We start from the raw sequence: 12,013 nt of genomic DNA, 5'->3' as shown, positions 1-12,013 counted from the left end.
GAGCGCGCCCGTGACCGTTTAGTTCGGAGAGTTCCGAATTCGACCATGACGAACTGGCGTGCGGTCGGGTTGGGTCTGACCGTCGAGTTCGTGCTCGGCGTCGTCGGCCTCATCGTTCCAGGGATCGGGCAGTTCGTCGCCGGTCTCGTCGGCGGGTTCGTCGCCGGCTATCGCGCCGACACCACCGTCGGCGGCGGGCTCTGGCACGGGCTGCTCGCCGGCTCGCTCGGCGGCTTCCTGCTGGCACTCCCCCTCGGTATCGGGGTCTCCATCGCGAGCATCGAGATCGGGGTTCTGAGCCAGTCCGGCGGCCTGCTCGCTGGCTTCGGGATGACGCTGTTCGTGGTCGTCGTCGCCGTCGTCCTCGGGGCGAACAGCGCCCTTGGCGGAGCCATCGGCAGCCTCGTCGGCGGCACCAGCCGTGACTACGACGGTGGACGGCACTCTCACGACCGCAACGCCCCGCATAGCCCCCGCGACCGCTCCGCGGACGCCGACCACTTTTCGGATACCGGGGAGACGGCGACGAATGCTGGCCAGAACGGATCGTCGAGCCCACGGCTGACGGACACGATCCTCGACGATCGGCAGTAGCTGCTCGGGCGATGGGACGGTTTATTCGTCCGCCGCCGCGATCTATCATGTGGAACTATCGATAGTCGATCTGGCACCAGTGCCCGAGAACGGGTCGGCGACCGAGGCGTTCGAGAACACCGTCGAGCGCGCACGAAACGCCGAAGAGCTCGGCTACTCGCGCTTCTGGGTGGCCGAGCATCACGACTTCCCCGACCGCCTCGCGAGCACCACCCCGGAGGCACTCATCGCCCATCTCGCGGCCAAGACCGACAGCATCCGCGTCGGTTCCGGTACTGTGCTGCTCAATCATTACAGCCCGTACAAGGTGGCCGAGACCTTCGGCGTGCTCGACTCGCTCGCGCCCGATCGCATCGATCTCGGGCTCGGCCGGGCGACCGGCAACCCGGTGAGCGACTACGCCCTTCAGCCCGATCGCAGCCAGCGCCGGCGTAGCGACGACCACGCCGAGAAGATCAACGAGACCGCCGCCCACCTCCACGACGGCTTTCCCGACGACCACCAGTTCAGCGAGCTCGATATCGCCCGCTCGGCGGAGTCGGTCCCCGAGGTGTGGGTGCTCGGATCGAGCCCGTCGAGTGCGGCCATCGCCGGCGAGCTGGGACTGCCCTACTGTTTCGCGTCGTTCATCAGGCCTGGCCCCGCCGTCGAGGCGTTCGAGACCTATCGCGAACGGTTCCAGCCGTCGTCGTTCGGTGCCGGTCCCGACAGCCCTGAGGGAATGCTCGCGGTGAACGTCACCTGCGGGGAGACCGACGAGGAGGCCGCACGGCTGCGCGCGACGACCGAAGCCGCTCGCAAGCGACTCCAGAGCGGCATCGCCGACGCACCGCCGATCCGCTCGACCGAGGAAGCGATCGAGGAGCTCGGCGGCGTGCCCGAACCGACCGAGCAACCGCTCGAACCGGGCGAGTGGCCGCGACAGATCTCGGGCAGTCCCGAGACCGCGCGGGAGCTCCTCGAAGAGATGGCCGCACAGGCCGGCGTCGAGCGCGTCATGGTCCAGAGCCAGCTCGCCGATCCCGACGACGTGCTCCGCTCGCACGAACTGCTCGCCGACGCGTTCGATCTCTCCTCGAACTAAGCTCTCAGCGGACGACCGTCACCGGCACCGGCGAGCGTCGCACCACCCGTTCGGCGACGCTGCCGAGCAGGATGCGCGTGAGATCGGTACGGTCGTGGCTGCCGACAACCACATGATCGATCTCGTTGTTCTCGACGTAGCGGAGGATGCGCCGTGCGGGCTTGCCGACCTCGATCTCGCTGGACAGTTCGATTCCCGTCTCGGCAGCCTGCTCGCTCGCCGCCGCGTGGAGTTCCTCGACCTCCGCCCGCGCGCCCTCGTACCACTCCTCGGAGTAGCCGGGCATGCCGGGGATCCCGGTCGGCGACTGCAACCCGACCGTGTTCGGATCGGTATCGAAGGGGTTGATGACGGTGATGACGGTGAGCTCGACGTCATTCATGTCGAGTGCGTGCTCCAGCGCGCGCTCGGAGCGCGGCGAGCCGTCGATGGGGACGAGGACGTGTTCGGTCATACGACCCACTACCGCCGCGTCGCCTATAGAAATTGCCGTTCGATCGGAGCCGACACGCGGTTCACTCCCCGCTGAGCGCCGATTCGACGAGCCGGCGACCACCAATGGCGGCGGGAGTGACGACGGCATCCGCGCCGGCGCGTTCGAGCTTCGGGCCGTTCTCGCCCTCGGTGGCGGCAGCGACGACGGTGATTTCGGGGTTCCGTTCACGGACGGTGAGCACCGCCAGCGCGTCGGTCGCGTCGTCGTCGCTGGCGACGATCACTGCGCGGGCACGGTCGATGCCGGCGCGGTCGAGCGCCGCGTCGTCGGTCGGATCGGCGACGAAGACCGGGAGCTCGCGCTCGGCGACCGGCGGGAGTTTCGACTCGTTCTCCTCGGAGACGACGAGCACCAGATTGTCGACGTCGAGTTCGTCGAGGACGGATTCGGTCAGGCTGCCGTAGCCGAGCACGAGCACGTGATCGTCGCGTTCGGCGAGCTGTGTATCTGTCATGGTTCCGAGCGCGCGCGTGAGGCGGTCCTCGATCGCCGGGGAGACGAGGGCACCGATCGCGAGCCCGAAGCTCGACACGCCGACGACGATGACCGAAACGGTGAACAGCCGTGCCTGGCCGGTGACGGGCGTCGCGTCGCCGTAGCCGACGGTGCTCGCGGTGATGATCGTGTAGTAGAAGGCGTCGGTGAGCGTCTCGACGCCGCGGAAGGATTCGCGGAGCGTGTACGCGCCGACGGTGCCGTAGAGCAGAGCGCCGCTGACGGCGATGAGCGCCGCGATTTGCGTCGTCGAGAGATCGAGTTCCTTGTCGAAGCGGTTGCGGGTGAGCACCAGCACGACGAGCGTCGCCACCGAGAGGGCGGCGACCGGAAACGAGACGACGCTCGACTGGACGATCGCCTCGAATACTGTCACCGAGAGCAGGACGACGGTCGCGAGCCAGGCCGCGCGCCGCCCGCTGCGCAGTTCGAGCGCGCTGATGAGCAGGAGAAAGCCCGTGATCACCGCCGAGAACCCCGCTGTTCGCCGGACGCCGCTGGCGATAACCCCAGTCAGCGGGCCGAACGTCTCCGGCGAGCCGAGCACGGCAACGCCGGTGAGGATCGACAGCAGCGCCACCGCGACGGTCAGCCAGACGGCTACTCGCCGGCCGAGCAGCACGCGCAGCCGTCGCGCGCCCACTCGCCGCCGCGCCGCCGTCCGCACCGCATCGAGAACGCGCCTGGATCGCATGCGCGCTCGGGCAATCGCCCATCGCGGGGATAAAAATGCTGGTCAGCGAGCCGCTCTCGACAATACCTGTCTCACTCGACGGCGCGGAGCAGCCCGAGCAGCTCCTCGCGGTATGCGTTCGGGTCGTCGAGGTCGATCCCGGCGCTCTCGCACAATACGGCGAACCCCTGGATCGGGTAGGCTCCGCCGGCGATGCGGAATCCGCTCCGTCGCGTCCAGACGGCGACCCAGCCCTCGATGGCGATGTCGTGATCGCCGTCGTCGCGATCGCTGCCGTTGCGCTCGACGGCGTAGCGGGCGGTGTATTTCGTGAGGCGGGCCCGATCGCCGGCGTCGGTGCGCATGCGCTGCTTCCGTCCCCGTTCAACCGCGCGAAAGCCCCTGTCTTCGAGGTCGGATGCGAACGATCGCCGGAGCTCAGTTGCGACGGTCGGCAGCACCGATGCCGTGCCGATCCCGGGTGCGAGCGGCGGACGGAAGGCGAGACGGGTGGCGAAGAAAAATCGCCACGGCATGTCGAGGGCGTCGTCGGCCGCCCGCAGAGCCTCACGGAGCGGGCCGTCCTCGTAGACGAGCGTGTGGCCGCGCACCCGCATCGTCGGCAGCGCGAACAGCGTCTCGGTCGTCTCCTCGACCATCGTCCAGCCGTCGAGGCGGTCGTCGGGAACGCTCGGCGCTCGGATGTCGGCCATCGGTCGCAGTACGTCCTCGATGGCCATCAGTCATCGCACGGCAGCATCGAACGGTTTTCAACGTGATACGACGTCAAAACATGACGGCGAGTAAGGGGACGATGCATCTATCGCATGATCGTCCCCTGCGGTGTGTCAGTTCGGATGGACCGACTCCCTCGAAACGTGCGCGATTCACGGGGATGGCGGCCGTTTTGTCGATCGTCCGTTCACACCCGTCGCACCAGATGCGCTCGAATCGCTCGTTGGCACTCGTCACAGATCTGTTCGACCCGGACGATCGTCGAGAGAACGGGATACGCCACCGGGAACCCGTCGTAGAGACAGTTCACGAGCTCTTGCTGGGTGATGCCGACCTGTGCGTCGACGCTGGTGGTCGCGTGAAGCAGCGACTGGCGCTCGTGAGCGATCGTCCCGCATCGGTCGTGGAACCCGTCCAGCCGCTCGTGTCGCGCCTGAAGCGCCTCGAACCCACAATCGGTGAGCGCCGTCTCGTTCGCGTCGACGATCCACGCCAGCAGTTCGTCGATGGCGTCGTTCGCCGCGACGAGTGACGCCTCTTCGCGGTCGAGCGCGCGCTCCATCGCTCGGAGTTCGTGGCGTCGTTGTGCCGCCTCGGAGAGCACGCCCTGCTTGAGGTTGGCGGTGAACCCCGTCATGTTCTGCGGCGCGAGAGCCATCGCGACCTGCTCGGAGAGTTCGACCCCGATCGTTTCGAGCAGCGTTTCGGGATCGTCGACGTCCGCCGTACTGTGCGGGCGAACCGTCTCGGCGAACCGTTCACGGACCTGCTTTCGACTGTTCGATCCTCCCGACGAGCTTGCAGCCACCGTGGCGGCGGGACCGGTTTGGAGCCCGCCCCGCTGGGCAGTCGGTGTCTCGACGGCAACCCCTTCGACGCCGGTGACGAAGCGCTTGTACGCCGCCTGTTTCCCGCCGATGGCCGCCTGCTCCTCGTGTACGCGATCGATCGCCTGTCGAATATGGGTCTCGACAGTCATGGCTCTCCCCCGTGTGCCGCACGCAGGCGTGCGAGTTCGCGGTCGGCGAGTGCCCAAAACCGGCGTTGCCAGTCACGGTTCGTCGCCGCGCACGCGTTCCGTTCTTCGCTGGTGGCCATCACTTCACGAACGATGAGGTCGTGGTAGGCCACTCGGGGGTCGTAGCGGCGCAGCCGCGCGCGGTAGCGCTGGGCGGCACGGGCGGCTCGCGTGGCCGCTTCCCGATCGGGGAACTGTCGCCCGGCGATCGGCACCGGACGCGCGCCGGTGCGAGCGCAGACGATGGTGTATCGGCCGATGTCGGCCGCTAGGGAGTCGATTCGAGCGCGGAGATCGTCGAGCGTGGGTTCGGTCATCGGTGGTTGGTTTCGTATCGTTCGAAGGGAAATCCGCGAATCGGCGATCGGTGTGACTTCGTTCGCCATCTTCGACCCGCTCGTCGCGCTACCGGCATCGACTCGGCTCGCACAGTCCGCGAGCGCCCCATCGCGAACGAGCGTGCTGGCACCCGTGCCCGTTCCGCTGCACGCTGGAACCTCGACTGTGGTGTCGGCCATATGTTTTAGGCCGGCCTAAAGACATGTAAAACTACCGTGAGACTCACCCACATCGATTGCCGATCCGCAATCGTCACTCGGCGCTCGACGGGATCAGTCCTCCAAGCTCGTATGTGTCTGCTGGTCGTCGGGATGTGGTTCGGCGATGTGCTCGCGCAGCGTCTCCCGTGACGTATCCTCCCGGCGACGGCGTTCCTCCTCGCCGATCTCCTCGACACCGGGTGGCAGCTCCCGCCCGCGATCGGTGAAATAGCCCTCGGGGGCGACCCAATCGTGGTAGAACGGGCGGTCGTCGTCCTCCAGGAGCGTGACGGCGACCTCGGCACCGTGGCCGGCGGCCACGATCGCCTGATGGGGTTTCTCGGCGAGGCGGCCCGCCGCGTAGAGACCCTCGACGCCCGTCCGGCCGCGTTCGTCCGTCTCGACGTACGTCTTCCCGCGATCGACGATCCCGACTCCGTCGACGTCCGTGAGGTAGTCGGTGGCGTTTTTCGTCGCGGCAACGACGTATTCGGCGTGATAGCGGTCGTCGCTGGCCGTCTCGACCACGAAGCTATCCGATTTCGTCTCGATGGCCGTCGCCTCGGTCGAGCGGCGATCACAGCCGGCCCCATCGGCCTGATTCCCCATCATTTCGAGGAGCAGCCGGGCGTTGATGCCGGCGGGAAAGCCCGGATAGTTCTCCAGATGGGCGTTCCGTCGCATGATCGGGTCGCCGCCGTCGACGACGAGTGTGTCGAGGCCGTGTCGTGCGGTGAAGATCCCTGCTGACAGGCCTGCCACGCCACCGCCGACGATGACGACGCTGTACGCGCTGTAATGGTCCGGTTCGACTGTCATCGTTTCTGATCGAGGGATGCTGCGTGCTCGCGGATGAGATCGTTGTCGATGTGTTCCAAGAGTGCTCGCTGACCCGCCACGCCACGACGCTCGATCTCCTCGGCATCGATGTACTGCGCGAACCGGCGGTCGATCTCCCGCTCGCGCAGGCTGGCCCACTGCTCCTCGCTCACGTCGTGATCGTCGGGCCGGCTGGCGTCGGCGTACTCGCGCCAGCGCTCGCGCTCGGCCCATTCGCCTGTGAGTTCGGCCTCGTGGCGTACCCAGTCGTAGTGGTCGGCGAACCCCTCGAAATAGCCCTGCTCGCGGCGCACCTCGTCGACGATCGTCGATCCGACACGCCCGCCGCGTCCGGCGGCGATGATCGCCTGTCGGTCGGCCTCTGAGGAAGGGGATGCGACGTAGAGACTGTCGATCGGCGTCGTTCCGTCCGTCGCGGCGTACGAGCGATCGAACTGTTCGTGGATCTCGCCGTCGTGTTCGTGGCTTTCGAACATCGCGTCCTCGTCGAGCGGGCGGAGATACTCGCCGTCGTAACGCGTCGCCGCGACGACCCGTGCCGCGGTGACAGAGTCGCCCTCTTGTGGTTCGACGACGAACCCGCCGTTGTCCGCATGTTCGACCGATTCGACCACGTCCGGAACGATCTCACAGCCAGCCTCCGTGGCGTGGGCGTGCAGCAGGTCCTGGAACGTCTCGATGTCGATGCCGGCAGGGAAGCCAGGGTAGTTCTCCAGATGGGCACACCGCCGTATCGAGGAGCGCCCGCGATCGAAAATCGAGGTACTGAGGCCATAGCGGGCGGTGAACACGCCCGCCGAGCAGCCCGCCGGCCCGCCGCCGACGATGACGACATCGACATCCGTCGCTTCGTCGGGGTCAGTCATCGTTCAGCTCCGCGACGACGCCGATCGGATCGATATCGCGGGCACGGAGCCGTTCCTCGACCGCACATAGCGTGTGTATCGTCCGCCAGTCCGGCCCGTACTCGCGGAGAAGGCGACTGTTGCGCCGGTAACACTGGCGTAGTCGGTCGTCGCCGTACGAGTGGTAGTCGGGCAGCGGGCGGATCGGGCTGTCGTCGGCTTGCGGAGCCGTTCGATGAGCGGTCGGTGTGTCGTCGGGCATGGTCAGAACTTTCCGTTGCAGATGTCCGCGACGCGCTGGCGGTCGAACAGCCGTTCGTCCTCCGGTACGTCGTACGTGTTGTCGTCGTCGTCGAACCCGGGAAACTCGCCGAACGTCCCCGGATACAGCTGTTTGGCGAGCACTTCGGTGTTGAACAGGCCCTGTATCGGCCCCGTGGTTTCCATCGTCCCGATGTAGAGCTCGTCGTTCTTGACGGCGGTCAGCTCCGACAGCACGGGATCGTTCCGGTACAGGTCGAGCGTGTACTCGGCGATCGTTTTGCCGTCCGTATCGTTCCCGTTGTACGCGTCCGAGGCCGGCAGTTGGTTCTTCATGAGCCCGTGATGGAGCACTATCCTGTCGGGATCGGCCTCCAGGATCACCTCGGCGTCGACGTAGATCGACGTTTTGCCGTCGTACTGGCCGGCCAACGCGTCGTTCACCTGGAGATCGCTGAAGTGTTTCCTACCGTAGACCTTCCTCGTCTCCTGGGTCGGTTTGTAGATGTAGATCTCGCCGCTGTCCGGCGGTCCGGCCCAGAGAAGCCCCATCGTTTCGTCCGTCTCGGGGACCCGGGATCTGACGCGTTCGGCCATCGACCGACTCAGCTCGGCCATCGCCTTGCCGCGCTCTGGTTGGTTGAACACTTGCCCCAGTATTTCGTCACCTCGGAGAGGTCGTAGTACCGGTATTTCCCGTCGGGCCACGTCGGCCAGGAGTCGTCCCGTTTTCGCTGGTTGTAGCTCCCACAGAACGGGGCGACGTTGTCGATGATCTCGTCGATGTCTTTCCCTTTGCCCGACGAATACTGGAGCAGCCAGTTCGGATCGACCCCGATCATGTCGGGATCGACTTCGTAGATGTACTCCTTGTTCATCGACTCGCCGTTGCCCAGGATTCCGTTCATCTCGGCGACGCTCGGCACGTCGACATCGGGAAGCATTCGGTAGAACGAGAGGACGTACTCGCCCGGTCGCCAGGCGGTTTCGACGATACCGTCGGTCGTCCCGCAGACGACCGCCATGTCCAGGGAGAACTCGTGGGTGATCCACTCCTCGGGGACCGAATCGAACTCGACCTCGCCGACCGGTTCGATCGCCGCCGTGTATCCGCTTCGTGTCCGCGTCGAGTCGTCCGATCCGTTCGACCCTGCCGTATCGCCGCTGCCGGACGGGCTACTCTCACCGGTACAGCCGGCGAGCAGCCCGCCACCGATGACCGCGCCGCCGTATTTCACGTAGTCGCGCCGCGTCGGTGCCTCGCGTTCGGGAGCGTCGTCTGCCATACGGTTTAGGCTCGCCTAACACGACAAAAGCGTTCCGGACTTTAGGCATGCCAAAATCGCTGGTCAGTGGGGCGCTCCACAGCGCGGACAGACCGGTGGACCGCTCTCCGGCAGTTCGAGGCCACAGTGTGGACACTCGCCGTCGGCATCGAGCGACGTGATCTCCGCGACGATCTCCCCCGTGCCGTCCCGAACCGAATCGAGGGTTCCGAGAGCTCCGGGGGCCGTCGCAGGCCGCTCACCGTCCAGTGCCCGCCGAGCGAAACGCACGCGATCGACCAGAAACGACGGTGGGTCGTCCACCGAGTCGATCCGGTCGAGATCGGGCATCGAGTCGATCGCCATCGATGACTGCGCGAGCAGGGCGATGCCCTCCGCAGCCCGTCCCCGCACGTACGGATTTTCGTCGGTCAGTCGATTCTGTAGCACGTCCGTCATGTCTGACAGGCGCTCGGGCTGCTCGCAGCCGACGATCACCAGCGCCGTACAGAGGTGATAGCGCACGAGTTCGCTTTCGTCGTCGCAGTGCTCGGCGAGGGCAGAGCTGTGGTGGGCGAGCCGCTCGGGATCGCCCAGCGCGACGTGTTCGAGCGCCTTCGCAAGCTTCTCCTTCACTTCGGGTTCGTCAAACGACAGCCCGATTCTGAGATCGGCCAGCAGCTCGGGTGTCGCGACGGTGTCGGGATGGTCGAGCGCGACGTAGCCAAGCGCCTCGGCCGAGCGGGCACGCACGTAGTAGAACTCCTCGTCGTCGGCCAGCCGACCGGCGAGCACCGACACCATCGGAACGACGGAATCCGGGTCGATTTCGGCGGCCGCAGCGAACAGCTTGGCAGTCGTCAGTCGCACCGATCGCTCGTCGTCGGTGAGCAGGGCCTCACACGCCGGCAGCGCTGGCCCTACGAGGTCCGGATCGTCGGCCACCGCGGCTTTCAACCGGCGAAGGCACGTTTTGCACGTCTCGCCGGAAACTGACGAAAGGCTCCCGACGAGTTTCGCGAGCTCTTCTCCGTCTCCCCGTTCGAGTGCGTCGTCGATCGCTCCCCGTAGCGACGACGCCGGTTCAGTGTCATCCATCGTGGCTCGGCTCCTGTTGCTCCAGGGGCCGATGTTCGAGAACGGCCATGAAAACAGTTGTCCACGGCTCCACGGGACAGCCGACGATCCCCACGGGTCGGAACCCGCTTTCGAACGGCTGTGGGGACTGATCGCTTGCCGAAGCGGACTTCGACCCACTTATGCGCGCCGACTAGTTCCATTCGACGTATGCGCTCGTGGTCCGACCGGTGGTGGCTCCTGCCGGTCGTATTGCTCGCGTTCCTCGCTCACGCCGAAACGCTCGGCTACTGGTTCGTCGCGAGCGACACGCTACCGCTGATCGAGACGAGTCGTGCAACCGATCCTGCCGCACTCGTCTCGCTGTTCGCTCAGCCGCTGATGGCCGGATCGGATTTCACCGCCACTGCGCTGTTCTACCGGCCGATCTCGACGCTCAGCTACGCCATCGACTACGCCGTCTGGGGGCTGAACCCCGTCGGCTACCATCTCACGAACGTCCTCCTGCACACGATCGCCGCCGCGCTCGTCGCCGTCTGTACGGCTCGAATCACGCGCCGTCGGGCGGTCGGCGCGCTCGCAGGGGCGCTGTTCGCGATCCATCCCGTCACGGCCGAGGTCGTCCCCGTGACCGCACGGCGACAGGATACCCTCCTGACGATCTTCCTGCTGGCCGCGCTCACCCTCTTCGTCCGCTGGTATCGCGCGACCCCGCCGGACGAGCGACTCCCGTGGGAGTGGACGAGCCACCGCGGGCTCGTGGGCACGCTGGTCGCCTACGCGCTCGCGATCGGCGCGAAGGAGACGGCCCTCGTCGTTCCCGTGCTGGCCGCGGTCTGGGTGCTACTCGACCGCGACAGCGACCGCCCAACGCAGATCGTCAGAACTCTCGTCGGAACGATCGGCCCGTTCGTCGCCGTCACGGCGCTGTATCTCGCCGTCCGCACCGCCGTGCTCGGCGGTCTCGGCGGCTACGCGGTCCCGACGAGCGCCACGCTCGCCGATCGGCTCCTCTTCGGCGTGAAGTATCTCCTCTGGCTGTTCGTCCCGCAGAACGTCGCCGTCGAGCTGCCGGCGTTGCGTTCCGTCGGGGTGCCGTCGCTCGTCGTCGGCGTCGCCATCGTGCTGGTCGTCGGTGCGATCGCGGTGATGATGCTACTCCGGCGGGGTTACTTCCATCGCGGTCGCTTTCGCTCGCTGCGCGCACTCACACCGGTCGCGAGCGTCGTCGGCTTCGCGGGCATCCCGCTCGTGCTCGCCGGCGAGTCGCTCGGTTCGGTAGCCCTGCCGGCCGTCGGCGCTCCCCTCGGGAGCTACCTCGTCGGCTTGCTGTTCGTCGGTGCCTGTCTCGCCGGCCTCGCCACCGCGCTGTTCGCGGACGGGATCGTCATCGACGGTTCGCGACGCCGCCAGCTGGCGTTTTTCGCCTGCTGGATTCTCGTGCCGGTCGTTTTGCTCGGTACGCGGGGGTTCGTCGCGAGCAAGCCGTTCACCTTCGGCTTCGGGATGCGCAACGCCTATCTCGCGATCGCGCCCGCGATGGCCGCGCTCGCGCTGCTGGTGGTTCCCGCCCTGGAGCGAGTGATCTCTGCCGCCCGCAGCGCGCTCGAAACAGACCGCACAGTCGCGCCGCCCATCGGCGACGTGGTCCGTGTCGCCGTCGTTTTCCTCCTGCTCGTTCCCGTGATCGGTGCGTCGCCGCTTCTCTACGCTGGCGACAACTGGTGCTCGGCGGGCGCGCTCAACGAACGCTCGCTGTCGGGCCTCGCCGACACGATCGACGACGCGCCCGGCGACGAGCCGATCTACGTCGCGAGCTTCCCGAACGCGTTCGACGGCGGCGAGCAGTCGGCTCCACACGCACAATCGGTGACGCCGCTGCGGCCGTACTCGGTCGAGGCGTGGCTCTCGCTCACCGACACGGCCGACACACAGGTTCGGTTCGTCCGGCCGGCGACCGTCTCAGACCTCCCGGAGCTCGCCTTCCACGCCGAGTCACGCGAGCGGGCGACCCTCGTCTGGGTCCAGAGAGCCATGGATCGCGAGGCGACCACAAAGACGAGTACCCCCGGTCGCGTCATCGACGAATAA

At 66.8% G+C, this 12,013-nt stretch carries 14 protein-coding genes; 3 read left to right on the top strand and 11 right to left on the bottom strand.

Annotation, left to right across the window (positions count from 1 at the left end):
• Positions 1-45: 45 nt before the first annotated feature.
• Positions 46-594, top strand: a complete 549-nt coding sequence (locus tag MUK72_RS11955) for a DUF5518 domain-containing protein (protein ID WP_244701049.1) — start codon at positions 46-48, stop codon at positions 592-594.
• A 49-nt stretch (positions 595-643) separates the two neighbouring features.
• Positions 644-1,678 carry an LLM class flavin-dependent oxidoreductase gene (locus MUK72_RS11950; protein ID WP_244701046.1) on the top strand — a complete coding sequence of 345 codons (1,035 nt, stop codon included), beginning with the start codon at positions 644-646 and terminating at the stop codon, positions 1,676-1,678.
• Positions 1,679-1,682: 4 nt separating this feature from the next.
• Here MUK72_RS11950 and MUK72_RS11945 read toward each other — a convergent pair whose 3' ends face one another.
• From MUK72_RS11945 to MUK72_RS11895, 11 genes are all read right to left on the bottom strand, one after another.
• Positions 1,683-2,132 carry a universal stress protein gene (locus MUK72_RS11945; protein ID WP_244701043.1) on the bottom strand — a complete coding sequence of 150 codons (450 nt, stop codon included), beginning with the start codon at positions 2,130-2,132 and terminating at the stop codon, positions 1,683-1,685.
• Positions 2,133-2,193: 61 nt separating this feature from the next.
• On the bottom strand, positions 2,194-3,363 hold the full coding sequence (locus MUK72_RS11940; protein ID WP_244701040.1) for an NAD-binding protein: 1,170 nt from the start codon (positions 3,361-3,363) through the stop codon (positions 2,194-2,196).
• A 71-nt stretch (positions 3,364-3,434) separates the two neighbouring features.
• Complete coding sequence (locus MUK72_RS11935) at positions 3,435-4,082, bottom strand: DUF6517 family protein (RefSeq protein ID WP_244701021.1); 648 nt, start codon at positions 4,080-4,082, stop codon at positions 3,435-3,437.
• 182 nt (positions 4,083-4,264) lie between these two features.
• Positions 4,265-5,056, bottom strand: a complete 792-nt coding sequence (locus MUK72_RS11930) for a DUF7260 family protein (RefSeq protein ID WP_244701018.1) — start codon at positions 5,054-5,056, stop codon at positions 4,265-4,267.
• The gene (locus MUK72_RS11925; RefSeq protein ID WP_244701015.1) at positions 5,053-5,613 is read right to left on the bottom strand and encodes a DUF7552 domain-containing protein; all 561 of its coding nucleotides are present in this window, start codon (positions 5,611-5,613) and stop codon (positions 5,053-5,055) included. The genes MUK72_RS11930 and MUK72_RS11925 overlap by 4 nt, the downstream gene beginning before the upstream one ends.
• A 93-nt stretch (positions 5,614-5,706) precedes the next feature.
• Positions 5,707-6,453 (bottom strand): FAD-dependent oxidoreductase, encoded by a 747-nt coding sequence (locus tag MUK72_RS11920; RefSeq protein ID WP_244701012.1) that lies wholly within the window; start codon positions 6,451-6,453, stop codon positions 5,707-5,709.
• Positions 6,450-7,340: an NAD(P)/FAD-dependent oxidoreductase gene (locus MUK72_RS11915; protein WP_244701009.1), complete on the bottom strand. Its 891-nt coding sequence runs from the start codon at positions 7,338-7,340 to the stop codon at positions 6,450-6,452. The genes MUK72_RS11920 and MUK72_RS11915 overlap by 4 nt, the downstream gene beginning before the upstream one ends.
• Positions 7,333-7,581, bottom strand: coding sequence for a hypothetical protein (locus tag MUK72_RS11910; RefSeq protein WP_244701006.1), 249 nt, complete (start codon positions 7,579-7,581; stop codon positions 7,333-7,335). The genes MUK72_RS11915 and MUK72_RS11910 overlap by 8 nt, the downstream gene beginning before the upstream one ends.
• 2 nt (positions 7,582-7,583) lie before the next feature.
• Positions 7,584-8,198, bottom strand: a complete 615-nt coding sequence (locus tag MUK72_RS11905) for a substrate-binding domain-containing protein (RefSeq protein ID WP_244701003.1) — start codon at positions 8,196-8,198, stop codon at positions 7,584-7,586.
• Positions 8,186-8,866: a hypothetical protein gene (locus MUK72_RS11900; protein ID WP_244701000.1), complete on the bottom strand. Its 681-nt coding sequence runs from the start codon at positions 8,864-8,866 to the stop codon at positions 8,186-8,188. The genes MUK72_RS11905 and MUK72_RS11900 overlap by 13 nt, the downstream gene beginning before the upstream one ends.
• Before the next feature lie 63 nt (positions 8,867-8,929).
• Positions 8,930-9,943 (bottom strand): HEAT repeat domain-containing protein, encoded by a 1,014-nt coding sequence (locus tag MUK72_RS11895; RefSeq protein WP_244700997.1) that lies wholly within the window; start codon positions 9,941-9,943, stop codon positions 8,930-8,932.
• Between the two features lie 189 nt (positions 9,944-10,132).
• Here MUK72_RS11895 and MUK72_RS11890 point away from each other — a divergent pair, with 189 nt between their 5' ends.
• Positions 10,133-12,013: a phospholipid carrier-dependent glycosyltransferase gene (locus tag MUK72_RS11890; RefSeq protein ID WP_244700992.1), complete on the top strand. Its 1,881-nt coding sequence runs from the start codon at positions 10,133-10,135 to the stop codon at positions 12,011-12,013.

The organism is Halococcus dombrowskii (assembly GCF_022870485.1).
Classification (GTDB): Archaea; Halobacteriota; Halobacteria; order Halobacteriales; family Halococcaceae; genus Halococcus; species Halococcus morrhuae.
Note: the sequence above shows the minus strand (reverse complement) of the source record. Positions and strands in the feature narration are given on the sequence as shown.